Origin of the sequence: Brevundimonas vesicularis (genome assembly GCF_014204545.1) — a bacterium.
GTDB lineage: Bacteria > Pseudomonadota > Alphaproteobacteria > Caulobacterales > Caulobacteraceae > Brevundimonas > Brevundimonas vesicularis_B.
Window position 1 is genome coordinate 712,895 of record NZ_JACHLJ010000001.1, and the last position, 17,984, is coordinate 730,878.

At 65.5% G+C, this 17,984-nt stretch carries 18 protein-coding genes and 3 tRNA genes; 4 read left to right on the top strand and 17 right to left on the bottom strand.

Going from position 1 to position 17,984, the window contains the following annotated elements; all coding sequences use genetic code 11:
- Position 1: 1 nt before the first annotated feature.
- The 14 genes from nuoK to HNP47_RS03620 form a co-directional block, all read right to left on the bottom strand.
- Positions 2 to 307 (bottom strand): NADH-quinone oxidoreductase subunit NuoK, encoded by a 306-nt coding sequence (gene nuoK / locus HNP47_RS03555; RefSeq protein ID WP_039247409.1) that lies wholly within the window; start codon positions 305 to 307, stop codon positions 2 to 4.
- On the bottom strand, positions 307 to 933 hold the full coding sequence (locus HNP47_RS03560) for an NADH-quinone oxidoreductase subunit J (protein WP_017503986.1): 627 nt from the start codon (positions 931 to 933) through the stop codon (positions 307 to 309). Before HNP47_RS03560 ends, nuoK begins: the two co-directional genes overlap by 1 nt.
- A gap of 74 nt (positions 934 to 1,007) precedes the next feature.
- Positions 1,008 to 1,499 carry an NADH-quinone oxidoreductase subunit NuoI gene (gene nuoI / locus HNP47_RS03565; protein ID WP_017503987.1) on the bottom strand — a complete coding sequence of 164 codons (492 nt, stop codon included), beginning with the start codon at positions 1,497 to 1,499 and terminating at the stop codon, positions 1,008 to 1,010.
- Positions 1,499 to 1,690 carry a hypothetical protein gene (locus HNP47_RS03570; RefSeq protein ID WP_184278362.1) on the bottom strand — a complete coding sequence of 64 codons (192 nt, stop codon included), beginning with the start codon at positions 1,688 to 1,690 and terminating at the stop codon, positions 1,499 to 1,501. Before HNP47_RS03570 ends, nuoI begins: the two co-directional genes overlap by 1 nt.
- On the bottom strand, positions 1,690 to 2,763 hold the full coding sequence (gene nuoH / locus HNP47_RS03575) for an NADH-quinone oxidoreductase subunit NuoH (protein ID WP_184278363.1): 1,074 nt from the start codon (positions 2,761 to 2,763) through the stop codon (positions 1,690 to 1,692). The genes HNP47_RS03570 and nuoH overlap by 1 nt, the downstream gene beginning before the upstream one ends.
- Positions 2,764 to 2,766: 3 nt before the next feature.
- The gene (nuoG, locus tag HNP47_RS03580) at positions 2,767 to 4,827 is read right to left on the bottom strand and encodes an NADH-quinone oxidoreductase subunit NuoG (protein WP_184278364.1); all 2,061 of its coding nucleotides are present in this window, start codon (positions 4,825 to 4,827) and stop codon (positions 2,767 to 2,769) included.
- A complete protein-coding gene (locus HNP47_RS03585) occupies positions 4,827 to 5,216 on the bottom strand; it encodes a hypothetical protein (protein WP_184278365.1) in 390 nt (129 codons plus the stop codon). Before HNP47_RS03585 ends, nuoG begins: the two co-directional genes overlap by 1 nt.
- Before the next feature lie 2 nt (positions 5,217 to 5,218).
- Positions 5,219 to 6,532 carry an NADH-quinone oxidoreductase subunit NuoF gene (nuoF, locus tag HNP47_RS03590; protein ID WP_184278366.1) on the bottom strand — a complete coding sequence of 438 codons (1,314 nt, stop codon included), beginning with the start codon at positions 6,530 to 6,532 and terminating at the stop codon, positions 5,219 to 5,221.
- A gap of 5 nt (positions 6,533 to 6,537) precedes the next feature.
- Positions 6,538 to 6,801, bottom strand: a complete 264-nt coding sequence (locus tag HNP47_RS03595; RefSeq protein ID WP_017503994.1) for a hypothetical protein — start codon at positions 6,799 to 6,801, stop codon at positions 6,538 to 6,540.
- Complete coding sequence (gene nuoE / locus HNP47_RS03600; RefSeq protein WP_184278367.1) at positions 6,801 to 7,478, bottom strand: NADH-quinone oxidoreductase subunit NuoE; 678 nt, start codon at positions 7,476 to 7,478, stop codon at positions 6,801 to 6,803. Before nuoE ends, HNP47_RS03595 begins: the two co-directional genes overlap by 1 nt.
- Complete coding sequence (locus HNP47_RS03605; protein WP_088582886.1) at positions 7,475 to 8,653, bottom strand: NADH-quinone oxidoreductase subunit D; 1,179 nt, start codon at positions 8,651 to 8,653, stop codon at positions 7,475 to 7,477. Before HNP47_RS03605 ends, nuoE begins: the two co-directional genes overlap by 4 nt.
- 86 nt (positions 8,654 to 8,739) lie before the next feature.
- Positions 8,740 to 9,369 carry an NADH-quinone oxidoreductase subunit C gene (locus tag HNP47_RS03610; RefSeq protein ID WP_017503997.1) on the bottom strand — a complete coding sequence of 210 codons (630 nt, stop codon included), beginning with the start codon at positions 9,367 to 9,369 and terminating at the stop codon, positions 8,740 to 8,742.
- Positions 9,366 to 9,995: an NADH-quinone oxidoreductase subunit B family protein gene (locus HNP47_RS03615; RefSeq protein ID WP_184278368.1), complete on the bottom strand. Its 630-nt coding sequence runs from the start codon at positions 9,993 to 9,995 to the stop codon at positions 9,366 to 9,368. Before HNP47_RS03615 ends, HNP47_RS03610 begins: the two co-directional genes overlap by 4 nt.
- The gene (locus HNP47_RS03620) at positions 9,965 to 10,342 is read right to left on the bottom strand and encodes an NADH-quinone oxidoreductase subunit A (RefSeq protein ID WP_017503999.1); all 378 of its coding nucleotides are present in this window, start codon (positions 10,340 to 10,342) and stop codon (positions 9,965 to 9,967) included. The genes HNP47_RS03615 and HNP47_RS03620 overlap by 31 nt, the downstream gene beginning before the upstream one ends.
- Positions 10,343 to 10,547: 205 nt before the next feature.
- On the opposite strand from HNP47_RS03620, the gene HNP47_RS03625 reads away from it, so the two are divergent.
- The 3 genes from HNP47_RS03625 (at position 10,548) to HNP47_RS03635 (ending at position 12,509) form a co-directional block, all read left to right on the top strand.
- Positions 10,548 to 12,179: an AbgT family transporter gene (locus HNP47_RS03625; protein ID WP_184278369.1), complete on the top strand. Its 1,632-nt coding sequence runs from the start codon at positions 10,548 to 10,550 to the stop codon at positions 12,177 to 12,179.
- Positions 12,180 to 12,275: 96 nt separating this feature from the next.
- Positions 12,276 to 12,352: transfer RNA gene (locus HNP47_RS03630), tRNA-Asp, on the top strand.
- 80 nt (positions 12,353 to 12,432) lie between these two features.
- Positions 12,433 to 12,509: transfer RNA gene (locus HNP47_RS03635), tRNA-Asp, on the top strand.
- Positions 12,510 to 12,594: 85 nt separating this feature from the next.
- On the opposite strand, the gene HNP47_RS03640 is transcribed toward HNP47_RS03635, so the two are convergent.
- A complete protein-coding gene (locus HNP47_RS03640; protein ID WP_184278370.1) occupies positions 12,595 to 13,845 on the bottom strand; it encodes a glycosyltransferase in 1,251 nt (416 codons plus the stop codon).
- A 312-nt stretch (positions 13,846 to 14,157) separates the two neighbouring features.
- On the opposite strand from HNP47_RS03640, the gene HNP47_RS03645 reads away from it, so the two are divergent.
- Positions 14,158 to 17,451 (top strand): autotransporter outer membrane beta-barrel domain-containing protein, encoded by a 3,294-nt coding sequence (locus HNP47_RS03645; RefSeq protein WP_184278371.1) that lies wholly within the window; start codon positions 14,158 to 14,160, stop codon positions 17,449 to 17,451.
- A gap of 57 nt (positions 17,452 to 17,508) precedes the next feature.
- Here HNP47_RS03645 and HNP47_RS03650 read toward each other — a convergent pair.
- Both HNP47_RS03650 and HNP47_RS03655 read right to left on the bottom strand, forming a co-directional pair.
- Positions 17,509 to 17,585 (bottom strand) — tRNA-Val (locus HNP47_RS03650).
- Between the two features lie 34 nt (positions 17,586 to 17,619).
- Positions 17,620 to 17,895, bottom strand: coding sequence for an HU family DNA-binding protein (locus HNP47_RS03655; RefSeq protein ID WP_184278372.1), 276 nt, complete (start codon positions 17,893 to 17,895; stop codon positions 17,620 to 17,622).
- Positions 17,896 to 17,984 lie beyond the last annotated feature (89 nt).

Below are 17,984 nucleotides of genomic sequence, written 5' to 3' on the forward strand. Positions count from 1 at the left end.
CTCAGCCCTTCATCACGGAGGCGTCGTCCACGGCGATGTCGCCGCGGTTACGGAAGAAGGTCACCAGGATCGCCAGGCCGACGGCGGCCTCGGCTGCGGCGACGGTCAGGACGAACATCGCCATGATCTGCCCGCTGATCTCGTTCAGATAGGCCGAGAAGGCGACGAAGTTGATATTCACCGCCAGCAAGATCAGCTCGATCGACATCAGGATGATGATGACGTTCTTGCGGTTCACGAAGATGCCGAACACACCGATGGTGAACAGGATCGCAGCGACCGTCAGATAGTGGGTCAGACCGATCATCAGAGAAGCTCCTCGGCGCTGACGCCTTCGCCCGTGGCGGCGGACTTGATCTCGACCGACTTGCGACGGTCACGGTTCACCTGGTCGCCGGGGTTCTGGCGTTTGATGTGCGGCTTGTGGCGCAGCGTCAGGGTGATGGCGCCGATCATCGCGATCAGCAGCACGATCCCGGCCGCCTGGAAGAAGTAGACATAGTCTGTGTAGAGCACGCGGCCGATGGCCTCGACGTTCGTCACGCTGGCGTCCGGCGCGCCCGGCGCCGGCAGGCCTGCAGCGGCGCCGCCCTGAACCACGGCGACCGAGACGATGATCATCTCGACCAGAAGCACGGCGGCGATGATGGCGCCCAGCGGCAGATAGCGCGCGTAACCTTCGCGCAGCTTCAGGAAGTCCACGTCCAGCATCATGACGACGAACAGGAACAGCACCGCGACCGCGCCCACATAGACGACGACCAGCAGCATCGCCAGAAACTCGGCGCCCAGCAGGACGAACAGACCCGCCGACGAGAAGAAGGCCAGGATCAACCACAGCACGCTGTGTACCGGGTTGCGCGCGGTCACGACCAGAAGGCCGGAAACCGTGGCGACCGCCGCCAGCAGATAGAAGGCTATGCCTTGCAGCATGTCGGGACGAAGCCCCTTTCGTATCGGCCGCGACCCCCATTCAGGAATCGCCGACCCGTTTAGCGAGATGCGCCTTAGCGGTAAGGCGCGTCGAGTTCCAGATTCTTGGCGATCTGCCGTTCCCAGCGGTCGCCGTTATCGAGCAGGCGTTGCTTGTCGTAGAGCAACTCTTCGCGCGTCTCGACGGCGAACTCCGAGTTCGGCCCTTCCACGATGGCGTCCACCGGGCAGGCCTCCTGGCACAGGCCGCAGTAGATGCATTTGACCATGTCGATGTCGTAGCGGGTCGTGCGGCGGCTGCCGTCGGCGCGCGGCTCGGCCTCGATGGTGATGGCCTGGGCGGGGCAGATGGCTTCGCACAGCTTGCAGGCAATGCAGCGTTCCTCGCCGTTCGCATAGCGACGCAGCGCGTGCTCGCCGCGGAAGCGCGGCGACTGCGGATTGCGCTCGAACGGATAGTTCACCGTCATCTTGGGACGGGCCATATATTTCAGCGACAGACCGATGGCGCCGATGACGTCCAGCATCATCGCGCCCTTGGTCGCCTGGACGATACGGGTGAACATCAGGGCTTATCCTTGGGAGCGGGCGGCGTCTTGGGGGCGGTCTGGGAAGCGGTCTGGCTGGCGCGCCAGTCGTGTTCGATGCGGTCCTGGCGTTGCTGCCATTGATAGCTCGACTCAGGCATGCGCGACGCGTCGGGCGCGCAGGCGGCGGTCATCGTCAGAAGACCGAAGCCGATGATGACGCCGCGCATCACGACCCCACCACGAAGACGCGCCAGGCCGACACGATCACGACCGCGACCAGCGACGTCGGCAGGAAAATCTTCCAGCCCAGACGCATCAGCTGGTCATAGCGATAGCGCGGCACGAAGGCCTTCACCATCGAGATCATGATGAACCAGAAGACCGTCTTGGCCATGAAGGTCAGCAGATAGATCGTATAGGCGATCCAGGCCGGCAGACTGTCCATCCAGGCCTGCGGCACCCCGGGGTTCCAGCCGCCGAAGAACAGCAGGCTGATCATCGCCGACATGAAGACGATGTTGACGTACTCGCCCATCATGAACAGCAGATACGGCGTCGAGCTGTATTCGACCTGGTAACCGGCGACCAGTTCGGACTCGGCCTCGGGCAGGTCGAACGGCGGGCGGTTGGTCTCGGCGAGGGCCGAGATGAAGAAGATGATCGACATCGGGAACAGGATCACGACCAGCGGCCAGGTGTCGGCGCCGCCGCCGAAGCCGTACCAGTTCCAGAACATGCCCTTCTGGCTGTCGACGATGGCCGACAGGTTCATGGTGCCGGCCAGCAAGATGACATTGATGATGATCAGGCCCAGCGAGACTTCATAGGACACCATCTGCGCCGCTGAACGCAGCGAGCCCAGGAACGGATACTTCGAGTTCGAAGCCCAGCCGCCCATGATGATGCCGTAAACGCCCAGCGACGACACCGCGAAGATGTACAGGATGCCGACGTTCAGGTCCGACACCACCCACCCGGGCGCGAAGGGAATGACCGCCCAGGCCATGAAGGCCAGGATGACGGTGATGATCGGGGCGATGATGAAGACCGCCTTGTCCGCGCCGGCCGGGATCACGACCTCCTTCAGCACGAACTTGATCATGTCCGCAAAGGATTGAAGCAGGCCGAACGGGCCGACGACGTTCGGACCCTTGCGCATCTGCACCCCGGCCCAGACCTTGCGGTCGGCCAGCAGCAGGAAGGCGACGGCGATCAGCACGCCGACCGTGATCAGCAGGACCTGGCCGACCGTGATCAGCGTCCAGCCCAGAGGCGTGGCCCAGAAGGAAACGGGGTCCATGGCTTACTCCGCCGCCATTGCGACCGGCTGGGTCCGCAGGGCGGACAGCTCGGCCATCGTCGCGCTGGCGCGCGCTATCGGATTGGAAAGATACGGGTCGGTCACGGCCGAGACAAAGGCGCGGTCGCCCAGATCGCCCTTGGCGCCCAGGGCCGCCACGTCGAACGCCGCCGGCGCGGGCAGATAGTCGATCCGGCCGAACGTCGGATGATCGCCCATCAGCTTGGCGCGCAGTTGCTCCAGCGTGTCGTAAGGCAGGGTCTGATCGACGCGCGCCGACAGGGCGCGGATGATGGCCCAGTCTTCCTTGGCTTCGCCCTTGGGGAAGACGACGCGTTCGGCCATCTGCACCCGGCCCTCGGTGTTGACGTACAGGCCGGCCTTCTCGGTATAGGCCGCGCCCGGCAGGATCACGTCCGCGCCGTGCGCGCCGCGGTCGCCGTGGCTGCCCAGATAGACGCGGAAGGCGTTCGAACCGGTCGGATCGACCTCGTCTGCGCCCAGCAGGAACAACACGTCCAGCGCGTCCGGCTTCAGCATCTCGGCGACGGTCAGGCCGCCCTCAGCCGGCACGAAGCCCATGTCCAGACCGGCGACGCGCGACGCGGCGTGGTGCAGGACGTTGAAGCCGTTCCAACTGTCGGCGACGACCCCGACGGTCTTGGCCAGGGCGCCGAGCGCGTTCAGGACGGCCGGACCGCCCTCCCCGCCCAGCGCGCCGGAGCCGACGATGATCGCCGGACGCTCGGCCTTTGTCAGGAAGTCCAGCGCCGACTTCGGCAGCTTGGCCAGGATCTGCGTGCCTGCGCCCAGATAGGCGTAGTCGAACGTCAGGTCGGCCTGTTCGCCGATCAGACCGATCTCCATGTCGCCCTTCAGCCAGGCCTTGCGCAGGCGGGCGTTCAGCAGCGGCGCCTCGGTGCGCGGATTGGCGCCGACGATCAGAACGGCGTCAGCCTTTTCAATGCCTTCCAGGCCGGAGTTGAACAGCCATCCCTCACGCGGGCCCCCACCCTTAGAATCGGGGCCCACGGCGGCGCCGTCCTGGCGGCAGTCGGTGTTGTTCGAGCCCAGGGCGCGGAACAGATCCATCGTCGCCTTCATCGACTCGGCGTCCTGCAGATCGCCGGCGATGACGCCGATGCGGTCGGCCGGTGCGGCCTTCAGCTTGGCGGCGACGGCGTCCAGCGCCTCGTTCCACGAGGCGGCGCGCAGCTTGCCGTTCTCACGGATCCACGGACGGTCCAGACGACGCGCGGTCAGGCCGTCGACAACATAGCGGCTCTTGTCCGACAGCCACTCCTCGTTGATGCCCTCATTAACGCGCGGCAGCACGCGCATGACCTCGGACCCGCGATAGTCGGCGCGGATGTTCGAGCCCAGGGCGTCCATGACGTCGATGGTCTCGGTCTTCTTCAGTTCCCACGGACGATAGTGGTACTGCCATGGACGGTGCGTCAGGGCGCCGACAGGGCACAGGTCGTTGACATTGCCCGACAATTCCGAGGCGACCGACTTCTCCAGATAGGTCGTGATCTCGGCGTCCTCGCCGCGCGAGATCATGCCGATGTCCGGCACGCCGGCGACTTCGGTGATGAAGCGGACGCAGCGCGTGCACTGGATGCAGCGCGTCATGAAGGTCTTGATGGTCGGACCCATCGCCTTTTCTTCGACCGCGCGCTTGTTCTCCGAATAGCGCGAGCCGTCGCGGCCGTAGCCGACCGACTGGTCCTGCAGGTCGCACTCGCCGCCCTGGTCGCAGATCGGGCAATCCAGCGGGTGGTTGATGAGCAGGAACTCCATCACCCCTTCGCGGGCCTTCTTGACCATCGGCGTATCTGTGAAGATTTCCTGCCCTTCGGCGGCCGGAAGCGCGCACGAGGCCTGCGGCTTCGGCGGTCCAGGCTTCACCTCGACCAGGCACATGCGGCAGTTGCCGGCGATGGACAGGCGCTCGTGATAGCAGAAGCGCGGGATCTCTTGTCCGGCGCGTTCGGCGACCTGGAGCACGGTCATGCCGGGCTCGAACTCGGTTTCGACGCCGTTGACCTTGGCGATAGGCATCAGCGGGCCTCTTGCTTGGCGGCGGGAGCCGCCATTTGTACATCCACGGACATCCGCTGACCGTCGCGGAACAGGCCCGCGCCGTCGGCTTCCGCCCGGCATTCGAATTCCAGCCTGCCGCCATCGACCGGCGCGCGCCACGACACCTGGGCTGTGCGTTCGCCGGTGGCGGTGAAGGCGACGGCGTCGCCTTCCTGGCCATACATGCGGTTCACCACGTCGCGGCAGGCCGCTTCGAGGTTCGCCGGAGCCGCCGCGGTCGCGACAGACGCTACTTCAGCAGGAGTCGGTGTCGCGGGCGCGGTCGGCGCTTCAGGCGCAGCCTTTTCCCCCTCGCCGCAAGCGGCGAGGATCGGAAGCGTCAGCAGCAGGGCGACGGCGAGGCGCATCTCTACTCCGCCGCGATCGCGTGGCCGGCGAAGTTCGCGCGGCGGCTGCGATAGTTGGCGATCCGCTCTTCGATCTCGTGACGGAAGTGACGGATCAGCCCCTGAACCGGCCAGGCGGCGGCGTCGCCCAGGGCGCAGATGGTGTGCCCCTCGACCTGTCCGGCGACGTCCAGCAGCAGGTCGATTTCCGACGGATCGGCCTCGCCCACGGCCATCCGCTCCAGCACGCGCCACATCCAGCCGGTGCCTTCGCGGCACGGCGTGCACTGGCCGCAGCTCTCATGCTTGAAGAAATAGCTGATGCGGGCGATCGCCTTCACGATGTCGGTGGATTCGTCCATCACCGTCACGCCGGCGGTGCCCAGCGAAGAGCGAACCTCGCGCATGGAATCGAAGTCCATCAGGACCGTTTCGGCCTGTTCGCGCGTGATGACCGGGCAGGACGCGCCGCCCGGGATGATGGCCTTCAGATTGCTCCAACCGCCGCGCACGCCGCCGCCATGATCCTCGATCAGCTGACGCAGCGGGATCGACATGGCCTCTTCGACCACGCAGGGCGTGTTCACGTGGCCGGACAGGGACATCAGCTTGGTGCCGGTGTTATTCGGGCGGCCGAAGCTGGCGAACCAGTCGGCGCCGCGACGCAGGATCGTGCCGACGACGGCGATCGACTCGACGTTGTTCACCGTGGTCGGGCAGCCGTACAGGCCCGCGCCGGCCGGGAACGGCGGCTTCAGACGCGGTTGACCCTTCTTGCCTTCCAGCGATTCCAGCAGGGCCGTCTCTTCGCCGCAGATGTAGGCGCCCGCGCCGTGGTGGATATAGACGTGGAAGTCCCAGCCGTGGACGTTGCCGTCGCCGATCAGCTTGGCCTCATAGGCCTGCTTGACGGCGGCTTCCATCCGCTCGCGCTCCAGCACGTATTCGCCGCGCAGATAGATGTAGCAGGCATTGGCCTGCATCGCGAAGCTGGCGATCAGCGCGCCTTCGATCAGCAGGTGCGGATCATGGCGCATGATCTCGCGGTCCTTGCAGGTCGCGGGCTCGGATTCATCGGCGTTGATGACCAGGTAGTGAGGACGATCCTTCACTTCCTTGGGCATGAACGACCACTTCAGGCCGGTCGAGAAGCCCGCGCCGCCACGGCCGCGCAGACCCGAGGCCTTGACGTTGTTGATGATCCAGTCGCGGCCAAGGTCCAGCATGTCCTTGGTGGCGTTCCAGGCGCCGCGGTTCTTCGCTCCGTCCAGCGTCCAGTCGTGGAAGCCGTACAGGTTGGTGAAGATGCGATCCTTGTCTTCGAGAATGCCGACCATGGCCCTCAGAGTCCTTCCGCCAGACGGCGCTTGTGGTGGCGCGTGCGCATCCAGATGGCCGCGATGACCATCACCCAGCCCGCCGCCAGCATGAAGTAGGAGAGATTGACCGCCCACGGCCCGACTGCGCCCTGACGCGAGATCAGGATCAGAACGGCCGCGCCGACGACCATGGCCAGGCCGCCAGCGCGCAGCGGACGCCCGACGTTGCGCAGTTCCTTGCGGTAGGCTGCGCGGCCCTCCTCGGTGTTCAGATCCGGCGGCGACATCAGGCCGGCGCCTTCTCGACCGGCGCGGGGTCGCTGTTCGGCAGCTTCTTGATCGGATTGGCGGCCGAGCCGTCATACAGCGTCGCATCGAGCAGGGTCTTGGCCCCGCCCTCCGGCGCCGCATTGGTGCGACCGATGTAGGAGCCCGGCTCGGGCGTCTTGCCGGCGGCGAAGTCGTCGATGATCCGGCCGATCGTCTCGGGCGTCAGATCCTCGAAATAGTAGTCGTTGATCTGGGCCATCGGCGCGTTGGAGCAGGCGCCCAGGCACTCGACTTCCTGCCAGGTGAAGCGGCCGTCGGCGGACAGATGATCCTTGGGACCGATCTTCTCCTTGCAGACGCGCATCAGCTCATTGGCGCCGCGCAGCATGCACGGCGTGGTGCCGCACACCTGGATCAGCGCCGTCTTGCCGACCGGCTCCAGCATGAACATGGTGTAGAAGGTCGCGACCTCCAGCACCCGGATGTAGGCCATGTCCAGCAGCTCGGCGATGGCGCGAATGGCGGGTTCGGACACCCAGCCTTCCTGCTTTTGCACCAGCCACAGGATCGGGATCACCGCCGACTGGCGACGACCTTCAGGATATTTCTTGATCCACCATTCGGCCTTGGCGGTCGTATCGGCCGAGAAGGCGAACGAGGCGGGCTGTTCCTTGGCGAGACGACGAACGCTCATCGGTCCACTTCTCCGAAAACGATGTCGAGCGAGCCCAGGATGGCGGACACGTCGGCCAGCTGGTGGCCGCGATTCATCCAGTCCATCGCCTGCAGCGAGCGGAAGCCCGGCGCCGAGATCTTCACGCGATAGGGTTTGTTGGTGCCGTCCGACACCAGATAGATGCCGAACTCGCCCTTGGGCGCCTCGACCGAGGCGTAGACCTCGCCCTCAGGCGTCTTGAAGCCTTCGGTGTAGAGCTTGAAGTGGTGAATCAGCGATTCCATCGAGCGCTTCATCTCGCCACGGCGCGGCGGGACGATCTTGTTGTCCTCGACCATCACCGGCTCGCCGGGGCAGTTGCGCAGCTTGTGGATGCACTGCTCCATGATCCGCACCGACTGCTTCATCTCCTCGATGCGCACCAGATAGCGGTCCCAGCAGTCGCCGTTCTTGCCGACGACCACGTCGAAGTCGAGCTCGGCATAGCACTCATAAGGCTGCGACTTGCGCAGGTCCCAGGCGATGTTCGAGCCGCGCAGCATCACGCCGGTGAAGCCCCATTCCAGGGCCTGCTGCTTGGACACCACGCCGATGTCGACGTTGCGCTGCTTGAAGATGCGGTTCTCGGTGACCAGGCTTTCGATGTCCTTCAGCGCCGGCGGGAACTCGTGGCACCAGCGGCCGATGTCGTCGATCAGGTCCATCGGCAGGTCCTGGTGGACTCCGCCGGGACGGAAGTAGTTGGCGTGCAGACGGGCGCCGCAAGCGCGCTCGTAGAACACCATCAGCTTTTCGCGTTCCTCGAAGCCCCAGAGCGGCGGCGTCAGGGCGCCGACGTCCATGGCCTGGGTCGTCACGTTCAGCATGTGCGACAGGATGCGGCCGATTTCCGAATAAAGGACGCGGATCAGCTGCGCCCGGTACGGAACCTCGATGCCCAGCAGCTTCTCGATCGCCAGGCAGAAGGCGTGCTCCTGGTTCATCGGCGAGACGTAGTCCAACCGGTCCAGATACGGCACGTTCTGAAGATAGGTGCGCGCCTCCATCAGCTTTTCGGTGCCGCGGTGCAGCAGGCCGATGTGCGGGTCGACGCGCTCGACGATCTCGCCGTCCAGCTCCAGCACCAGGCGCAGCACGCCGTGCGCGGCCGGGTGTTGCGGACCGAAGTTGATGGTGAACTTGCGGTCTTCCATCTCGCGCGCATGGGCGGTGCGGGTGTCGAGGTCGTCCTCGAACACATCGACGCCCAGCGGCGCCACGGTGGGGTTTCCGTCAGCCATTACGCCTGGCCTCCCGCCTTCTCGTCGCCGGGCAGGACCGGCGCGGGGTATTCGGCGCCCTCCCAGGGCGATAGGAAATCGAAGGTGCGGAACTCTTGGGTCAGCTTGACCGGCTCATAGACCACGCGGCGCTGTTCCTCGTCGTAGCGGACCTCGACATAGCCCGTCATCGGGAAGTCCTTGCGCAGCGGATGGCCTTCAAAGCCATAGTCCGTCAGCAGGCGACGCATGTCCGGGTGGCCCGAGAACAGCATGCCGTACATGTCGTAGGCTTCACGCTCGAACCAGTTGGCGGCCGGATAGGCCGAGATGACCGACGGCACCGGCTGGGTCTCATCGGTCGAGACCTTGACCCGCAGGCGCGCGTTCCGCGTCATCGACAGCAGGTGATAGACCACCTCGAACCGCTCCTTGCGATCCGGATAGTCCACGCCGCACAGGTCGAGCAGTTGCTGGAAGCCGAACTGATCGCGCAGCGTCGTCAGCACCTCGACGATCCGCTCGCGCGGCGCGACCAGCGTCAGTTCACCGAACGCCACCTGAGCCTCAACGCCCAAGGCCCCGACCATCTCGGCGCCCAGCGGCGTCAGCGCGGCTTCGTGTTGCGCTTGAACAGCCAGAGAGGTCATCGGTCGATGGTCCCCGTGCGACGGATCTTCTTCTGCAGTTGCAGCAGGCCATAGAGCAACGCCTCGGCCGTCGGCGGACAGCCGGGCACATAGACGTCCACCGGCACCACGCGGTCGCAACCGCGCACGACGCTATAACTATAGTGGTAGTAGCCGCCGCCGTTGGCGCAGCTGCCCATCGACACGACATAGCGCGGATCGGGCATCTGGTCGTAGACCTTTCGGATAGCCGGGGCCATCTTGTTGGTCAGGGTGCCGGCGACGATCATCAGATCCGACTGACGCGGGCTGGCGCGCGGCGCCATGCCGAAGCGTTCGACGTCGAAGCGCGGCATCGACATCTGGATCATCTCGACGGCGCAGCAGGCCAGGCCGAACGTCATCCACATCAACGAGCCGGTGCGGGCCCAGTTGATGACGTCGTCGGCGGCGGCGACCAGATAGCCGCGCTCGCCGAGCTCCATGTTCACGGCCTCGAAGAACTTGTCGTGGACCTTGGGGTCATAACCCTCGACGGTCGAACGCGCGCTGGCGCCGGCCGGAACCAGCGGCGCGCCCGATGCGGACACCAGGCCTGCGGGCTTGGAAGCGGCGACTACTCCCATTCCAGGGCTCCCTTCTTCCATTCGTAGATGAAGCCGATGGTCAGAACGCCCAGGAAGACCATCATCGACCAGAAGGCGAACACCATGCCGGCGTGCGACAAATCGAACATCGACACCGCCCACGGGAACAGGAAGGCGACTTCCAGGTCGAAGATAATGAACAGGATCGACACCAGATAGAAGCGGATGTCGAACTTCATCCGGGCATCGTCAAAGGCGTTGAAGCCGCACTCATAGGCCGACAGCTTCTCGCTATCGGGGCTCTTCGGCGCCAGCAGCAGCGGCAGCACGATGAAAAGAATGCCGATGAAGGCGGCTACGCCGGCGAAGACCAGGACCGGGAGATATTCGAGAAGGAATGCGTTCATTCGAAGAACCTCGTCCGCCGGGGAGAGGCGGGATTCGGCGCTTCTTAGACCCAAGACCGCCGCCGTTCAAACCCCTGCGGCCATTGGATTTTCATTGAGAACGGCTCGCAACTTTGCGCGCCATATGTCGCAGGGCCGATGCTTGCGCGCCGCCGGGCTGCAAAGGCCTATTGGCGAGCCGATCGCGTAACCGAAAGTCATCCGAATGAGCCTAGCCAGCCGCGCCCTGAACGCTGTCGAACGGATCGGCAATCGACTGCCCGATCCCGTCTTCCTGTTCCTGTGGCTGATCGGCGGTCTGATCGTGCTTAGCATGGTCGGCGCCGGCCTGGGCTGGTCGGCCGTCAATCCAGTCACCGGCGATCAGCTGGTCGCCAAGAGCCTGCTGTCGGCCGAGAATCTGGAACAGTTGATCATCGGCATGCCGCGCACCCTGGCGGACTTCCCGCCCCTAGGCATCGTCATCACCATCATCTATGGCGCGTCCGTCGCCGAACGGGCCGGGATGTTCGCCACCGCCATTCGCGGCGCCCTGCTGAACGCCCCGCGTTCCATACTGACGCCCGTCGTTGTGATCACCGGCATGGTGTCCCATCATGCGTCGGACGCCTCCTATGTTGTGGTCATCCCGCTGGCGGCCGTCATCTTCGCCGCTGCGGGCCGCCATCCGCTGGCGGGTCTGGCCGCAGGCTTCGCCGCCGTGTCGGGCGGATACGCCGGCAACCTGTTCCCCGGCGCCAGCGACGCCTTGATCCTGGGCATCACCGAGCCGGCCGCCCGCCTGATCGATCCGTCCTATTCGGTCAACATCGCCGGCAACTGGTTCTTCATCGTGGGAGTCGTCTTCGTCTTCACCCCCATCGTCTGGTTCCTGACTGACCGGGTGATCGAGCCGCGCCTTGGCGTCTGGAAGCCGTCAGAGGGTGTCGCCGCACCGAACGCCTCGGAAAAACAGCCCCTGACCGCGGCCGAAAAGCGTGGTCTGAGGTTCGCCGGCCTGGCGCTTCTCGGCATGATCGCGCTTTGGGCCCTGCTGACCTTCATACCGGGCTCGCCGTTCGTCGATCCCGAGGTGGACCCGGAGCAGAAGTTCAATCCGCTCTACAAGTCCCTGGTCGCCTTCTTCGCCATCACCTTCTTCGTCACCGGCGGCGCCTATGGGGCCGGAGCCGGCACGATCCAGTCGCACCGCGACATGGTCACGATGATGCGCGACGGGATCGCGCAACTGGCGCCCTATATCGTGCTGGCCTTCTTCGCCGCCCATTTCGTGGCCATGTTCAACTGGTCGGGCCTTGGGCCGATCCTGGCGGTGAATGCGGCGGCGGGCCTGAAGACCCTGGCCCTGCCCGCCCCTCTGCTGTTGATCTGCGTCGTCTTCGTCTCCTGCTTCTTCGACCTGTTCATCGGCTCGGCCTCGGCCAAGTGGTCGGCCCTGGCGCCGATCGTGGTGCCGATGTTCATGCTGCTGGGCATTTCGCCCGAGATGACGACCGCCGCCTATCGCATGGGCGATTCCGTCACCAACATCGCCACGCCGTTGATGAGCTACTTCCCGCTGATCCTGACCTTCGCCCAGCGATGGGATCCGCGATTCGGCCTTGGCTCCCTGATGGCGACCATGCTGCCCTACGCCGGGGCCTTCCTGGTCGCGGGCTTGGCGATGGTGGCGGCCTGGGTCGCCTTCGACCTGCCGCTGGGGCCGGGCGTCGGCGTCCACTATGAGCCGCCGCCTCCTGCCGTGGCGGCCCATGAGCCTGCCGACGGCGGCTTAGCGGGCCCGCACAGCCCGCCCCAGGCGGCGATCGTCACACCGTCCACAGCCCCATCGCGTTGAGGGGCGCGTTTCTCCGAAAAGGTCGCTTGACGCGATGTGTCAGCCCGCCTAAACGACGCCCCTCGCCGGGGCGCACAGCCGCTTCGGCCGGGAAACGCGGGTGTAGCTCAGTTGGTTAGAGTGCCGGCCTGTCACGCCGGAGGTCGCGGGTTCGAGCCCCGTCACTCGCGCCACTCTTTCTAGAAATAGAAGAGTGGCGCACACCGCCTTCCCAAAAAGCTTTCGAAACAGCTCAAAAGTTTCGACCTGATACGCGGGTGTAGCTCAGTTGGTTAGAGTGCCGGCCTGTCACGCCGGAGGTCGCGGGTTCGAGCCCCGTCACTCGCGCCACTTCTTTTCAAGACATCGATAAAAGAAGTGGCGCGCTCCCGTTTTCGGAAACGCGCCATTCGAACGCGTCGTGGCCTTCGCCGCCTCAGTGCAGCGGCAAGGCAACATCCGAATTCACGAACGCCGCTTCGCCCGTCAGCTCGCCATAGACCATGCACAGATCCTCGAAGACGCGGTTCCAGGCGAACCGGCTGACCGCCTTCTCGCGCGCCGCCCGGCCGATCGCGTCAATATCACGCGCGAACAGGGCCTCGACCGCTTGGGCGTAGTCGTCGGCGTCCGCGCTGGCGGCCAGTTGCCCCACGCTTTCGTCGACGGTTTCGGCGACCCCGCCCGCATTGACTCCGACCACGGGGCGACCGCAGGCCATCGCTTCCAACACGATCAGTCCGAACGGCTCTTTGTCATTGGCATGAACGAAGGCGTCGCAGCTGGCGATGATCTTGGCGACCGCCCTGGGATCGCTTTCATAGGGCATGGAGATGACGCGGTCCTCTTCCGGCATTCCCGCGCCTGCGCCGACCAGCACCAGGTGATAGGGCGCGCCTAGCTTCTGAACCGCCTCGATCAGCACGTCGACGTTCTTTTCCTTGGCTGGACGACCGGCGAAGCACAGCAGGCGCGCGTCGTCGCCCAGGCCCAGCTGTTTCAGCAGCCACTGGCGGTCGCGACGTTCCGGCCGGAAGGTGTCGATCTCCACGCCCAGCGGCCGAATGACGATGTTGTTCACACCGGCCTCCTCCAGACGCCGCGCGATGAAGCGGCTGGGCGACACAACCCGGTCGAACTGGGAAAAGAGCTTGGCCCAGCGCTTCTCCACCGGCTTCTTGGCCCATTCACCGAAGTGCAGCGCCGCCAGCCCAGCCGGGTCGGAGTGGCAGAAACCGACGACCGGGCATCCGACTCGCTGCCCGGCCTCCAAAGCCCCCTGCCCCGGCGTGTAAGGGTCGCCGGCCTCGATGATTGACGGCTTCATCGCCGCCACCCAGGCGCTCCAGCGTTTGACTGAACTGGGCCAGCGATAGCCGTCGCCGAACGGCAGCTTGGTCGCCCGCAGTTGCACGATGCCGTCGGCCCTCGCCTTATGACGGGCGCCGGGCACGATCAGGGAGTGACTGACCCCCGGCCGATTGGCCTCGATCCACGCCTTCTTGGACAGGATATAGCGCTTCACCCCGCCCGAGCGCGGCGCATAGAGCATTGTGGTGTCCACCAGCCGGGGCCGCTCGTCCATCGCCGCCGCCTTCAGGGCCCGCAGCGTATCGGCGACTTCCACGTCCAGCCCCGGAATCAGTCGGAGTTCGCTTTCCTGGACGTCGAGGTCTGTCATGCTCATGGAGTGTTCTCGCCTGGTCTGGGCTGTCGAACGCCGGAGGGGTTCGATGGATGCGTCCACGGGACGCAGCCTCTAAGACCGTTCGACGCCCGTAAACCCGGGCGCGGCAAAGCTCAAGTGCACGCCGTCGCGATTTCCTCCGCATTCGGCCTATGAGGCATCGACGAGCGAACGCGGGTCGCATTACAGGATTACTTAAGGACCTTCGCGGCCTTGCATTCGCCTCAAATTCGATAAACTTGGAACGCTGGCGCGGACCCTGCTAAGGGGTCTCCCGTAACGTGACGCGTGACCACCAGGGGTTTCTACCGAATGCGTATTTTGCTCGCGACCGCCGTGGCGATCGCCCCCTTGATGGTCGCCACCGGATCCCAGGCCGAGATCGTCATCTCGAACGCCCAGACCACGCCGATCCAGACGTCCAATGCGACCGGCGCCGCCGCCGACAACATCCGCATCGCCAGCGGCGGCAGCGTCGCCGTCGCCTCGGGCGCGGCGGTTACGCTCAACAGCAACAACACGGTCGATCTGGACAGCGGCAGCTCGATCACGATGGACAAGTCGGCTGACGGCTCGACGGGTCTTCTGGTCAACGGGGGCAACACCGGCTCGGTGATCGTCGGCGGCTCGATCACGGTCAACGATACGCTGGAGACAGCGGACATCAAGGACACCGACGGCGACGGCGATTTGGACGGCCCGTTCGCCACCGGAACCGGTCGCTATGGCGTACGGGTCACCGGCGCCTCGCCCTTCACTGGCAACATCCTGGTCGAGGGCACGGGCGCGATCGCGGTCGAGGGCAACAACTCGTACGGCCTGTCCGTCGAATCCGCCTTGAACGGCAAGCTTCAGAGCCTGGGCACGGTGCGTGTGACCGGTAACGACAGCGCCGCCATCCGCACCACAGGCCCGATTTCCGGCAACGTTGACCTTGCCGGCTCCATCTCGGCGCTAGGCGCCAATGCGACGGGTGTGTCCATCGAGGGCGATGTCGGCGGTGCGCTCAAAATCCATTCCTCCGTGGTGGCCACGGGCTATCGCTACACCACCCCGCCGCCCGCGCGTCCGACGACCGGCACGTTTGACAACGCCACGACCCTGTTCCTCGACGAACTCGACGCCGACGATCTGCTGCAAGGCGGACCGGCCGTGCGCGTCGGCGCCAATGTCGCCGGCGGCGTGCTGCTGGACAAGGCGCTCGCCTATTCCGAGGCTGGCATCGAGGGCGACGACGACAAGGACGGCGTCAAGAACGGCGACGAGGACGATGACGGCGACGGCATCAAGAACCGCGACGATCCGGACCGTGACGGCGACGGCATCCCGGACGCCAGCGAGACAGCCGCCTCCATCACGTCATTGGGCGGCGCGCCTGCGCTGCTGATCGGTTCGACGACCAATACCGTGACCCTCGGCGCCGTCGGTACAGGCGATGCGGCCTATGGCTTGATCAACCGCGGCACCATTGTCGGCTCCGGCCTCTATTCCGGCGTGGAGTCGCGCGCCGTGCAACTCGGCGTGACCGGCGGCCAGGCCGTCAATGTCGTCGGCGGCGTGCGCAACGAGGGCGGCATCTCATCGACCGCCGTCGACGCCAACGCCACGGGTCTCTGGATCGGCTCGGGCGTGACCGCTCCGACGATCAACAACTCGGGCGCCATTCAGGCCGTCGCCTCGGGCAAGCAGGCCCAGAGCGCGACCGGCATTCTGATCGGCGCAGGCGCCAACGTCGGCTCACTGACCAACACCGGCAATCTGGTCGCCTCTTTCGGCGGCAATCAGGGTTCGGCCACCGTTATTCGTGACCAGTCCGGCAGCCTGACCCAGCTGAACAACGCCGGTTCGATCATCGGCTCGCTCACCCCTAACACCGACGATACAAATCCGGTCACGGGCAAGGTGACCGCCATCGACGTCTCGGCCAACACGACCGGCGTCACCCTGCGGCAGTACGGCATCGCCGCCGCTGCAGGCAGCACCGCGACGGACACGGACAAGGACGGCGTGCCGGACGCGAACGAGCCGGCCATCGTCGGCGCGATCAAGCTGGGCTCGGGCGCCGACACGCTCAATATCGAAAACGGCGTCGTCAACGGCGACATCGATTTCGGCGCTGGCGCCGACCGGCTGAACATTAGCGGCGGCGCGGTCGTGACCGGCGCCATCGCCAACAGCGACGGCCTGCTGGACATCAACGTGTCCAAGGGCACACTGGCCGCGACCCAGACCGGCGCCACGGCGATCTCCAACCTGAACATCGGCGCCGAAGGGACATTGCTGGTCAATCTTGACCCCGCCAACGACCGCGCTGGCGGCTTCAACGTCAACGGCAACGCGACCCTGGCGACCGGCTCTACCCTGGGCGTGCGCTTCTCGTCGCTGATCGATCAGCCTGAGCGGTTCAACGTCATCACCGCCGGCACGCTGAATGTGGGTCAGATCAACCAGACCCTGCTGTCGGACAACTCGCCCTATCTTTACGTCGTGCAGGGCGGCGTGGCCGGCAACACCGTCTATGTCGATGCGCGTCGCCGTACGGCCTCCGAGGCCGGGCTGATCCCGGTCGAGGCGTCCGCCTACGACGCCGTCTATGGCGCGCTGGGATCCAATGAGGCGCTGCGCAATCTGTTCCTGTCGCAGACGTCGCGCGACGGCTTCATCGACGCCTACGAGCAGATGCTGCCCGACCACTCGGGCGGCCCTCTGATGTCTCTGTCGGCCGGGGTGGACGCGGTCACTCGCGCACTGACCGGCCGCAACGCCGCCGCGGCGCCGGGTGAGACCAGCGCCTGGGTGCAGGAGATCAACTTCTACGCCGACAAGGACAAGACCGACTCCTACGGCTTCCGCTCGGAAGGCTTCGGCGTCGCTGGCGGCGTCGAAAAGGGCACCAGCCTGGGCGCCGTCGGCATCTCGGCCGCCTTCACCTCGTCCGACATCAAGGATCCCGAGGCCGAAGCAGAAGAGGTCCTGTCCGCCAACCTGCTGGAGTTGGGCCTCTACTGGCGTGCTCAGGGTCAGTACTGGACGACTTGGGCCCGTGCGGCTGGCGGTTACGCCTCCTTCAGCGCCGATCGCTCTCTGGTCGCCACGGGCGTCTATCTGAACAACAAGTCCGACTGGCACGGCTGGACGGCGGCGGTCGCCGGCGGCGCCTCGTATGAGCGAAACTTCGGCCGTCTGAACATCCGCCCCGAAATCTACGGCGAGTATTTCAGCCTGTCGGAAGGTTCGCGCAGCGAGAAGGGCGGCGGCGACGGCTTCGATCTCGACATCGATTCGCGCGACAGCCACATCTTCTCGGCGGTGGCGGCGATGAACGTCGGCTATGGCTTCGGCCGCAACGGTTGGATCCGTCCCGAACTGCGCGTCGGCTATCGTCAGAACATCTCGGTCGACGCCGGCGAAACCATCGCTCGCTTCGCCAGCGGCGGCCCGGACTTCATTCTGTCGCCGGACGCCATCGAAGGCGGCGGGCCGATCCTGGGCTTCCGCCTGAACTTCGGCAACGAACTGGGCATGCTGTCGCTGACCGGCGACGCGGAGCTGCTGGAAGACTACGTCCGCTACTCGCTGCTGCTGCGGGCCAGCTTCCGCTTCTGATCGCAGCTTGATCCAAACAACGAAAGGCCGCCGGAGCAATCCGGCGGCCTTTTTGTTTGGTAGGCGGCGACGGGTTCGAACCGCCGACCCTCTCGGTGTAAACGAGATGCTCTGACCAGCTGAGCTAGCCGCCCCCAAGGGCAGAGACGGGCTTATGCCCGTCGCGCCTCAACCGTTCAAGGCGCTTTTCAAACCTTCTCCCGGGCGAAAGCGCGCGGTGCGAGAGGCCGGGCGCGCGACGGCCGCGCCGGTCTGCGGATTGCGCGCAACGCCAGCCTTGCGGTCCACGGCGATGAAACTGCCGAAACCGATCAGCTTCACATCCGCGCCCCGCGTCAGCGACTCGGTCACGCCGTCCGTAAACGCCTCCAGCGCCGTTTTCGCTTGGTCGCGGCTGATGTTCGCCGCGCTGGCCATCCGGCCGATCAGTTCCGCCTTGGTCATCTGTCCCCCCCAGAACGAATCACTAAAGGACAGATCGGCGGTTGCGTCAAAAACGAAAACGCCGCCGGTGTGATCACCGGCGGCGCTCG

Excerpts from the sequence above, each read along its gene's own strand:
- HNP47_RS03645 (WP_184278371.1), top strand. The coding sequence starts at position 14,158 with ATGCGTATTTTGCTCGCGACCGCCGTGGCGATCGCCCCCTTGATGGTC.
- HNP47_RS03605 (WP_088582886.1), bottom strand. The coding sequence starts at position 8,653 with ATGGAAGACCGCAAGTTCACCATCAACTTCGGTCCGCAACACCCGGCC.
- HNP47_RS03610 (WP_017503997.1), bottom strand. The coding sequence starts at position 9,369 with ATGACCTCTCTGGCTGTTCAAGCGCAACACGAAGCCGCGCTGACGCCG.
- HNP47_RS03570 (WP_184278362.1), bottom strand. The coding sequence starts at position 1,690 with ATGCGCGGCGTCATCATCGGCTTCGGTCTTCTGACGATGACCGCCGCC.
- HNP47_RS03595 (WP_017503994.1), bottom strand. The coding sequence starts at position 6,801 with ATGTCGCCGCCGGATCTGAACACCGAGGAGGGCCGCGCAGCCTACCGC.
- nuoF (WP_184278366.1), bottom strand. The coding sequence starts at position 6,532 with ATGGTCGGCATTCTCGAAGACAAGGATCGCATCTTCACCAACCTGTAC.
- nuoH (WP_184278363.1), bottom strand. The coding sequence starts at position 2,763 with ATGGACCCCGTTTCCTTCTGGGCCACGCCTCTGGGCTGGACGCTGATC.
- nuoE (WP_184278367.1), bottom strand. The coding sequence starts at position 7,478 with ATGAGCGTTCGTCGTCTCGCCAAGGAACAGCCCGCCTCGTTCGCCTTC.
- HNP47_RS03620 (WP_017503999.1), bottom strand. The coding sequence starts at position 10,342 with ATGAACGCATTCCTTCTCGAATATCTCCCGGTCCTGGTCTTCGCCGGC.
- nuoK (WP_039247409.1), bottom strand. The coding sequence starts at position 307 with ATGATCGGTCTGACCCACTATCTGACGGTCGCTGCGATCCTGTTCACC.
- nuoG (WP_184278364.1), bottom strand. The coding sequence starts at position 4,827 with ATGCCTATCGCCAAGGTCAACGGCGTCGAAACCGAGTTCGAGCCCGGC.
- nuoI (WP_017503987.1), bottom strand. The coding sequence starts at position 1,499 with ATGTTCACCCGTATCGTCCAGGCGACCAAGGGCGCGATGATGCTGGAC.
- HNP47_RS03640 (WP_184278370.1), bottom strand. The coding sequence starts at position 13,845 with ATGAGCATGACAGACCTCGACGTCCAGGAAAGCGAACTCCGACTGATT.
- HNP47_RS03585 (WP_184278365.1), bottom strand. The coding sequence starts at position 5,216 with ATGCGCCTCGCCGTCGCCCTGCTGCTGACGCTTCCGATCCTCGCCGCT.
- HNP47_RS03625 (WP_184278369.1), top strand. The coding sequence starts at position 10,548 with ATGAGCCTAGCCAGCCGCGCCCTGAACGCTGTCGAACGGATCGGCAAT.
- HNP47_RS03560 (WP_017503986.1), bottom strand. The coding sequence starts at position 933 with ATGCTGCAAGGCATAGCCTTCTATCTGCTGGCGGCGGTCGCCACGGTT.
- HNP47_RS03615 (WP_184278368.1), bottom strand. The coding sequence starts at position 9,995 with ATGGAAGAAGGGAGCCCTGGAATGGGAGTAGTCGCCGCTTCCAAGCCC.
- HNP47_RS03655 (WP_184278372.1), bottom strand. The coding sequence starts at position 17,895 with ATGACCAAGGCGGAACTGATCGGCCGGATGGCCAGCGCGGCGAACATC.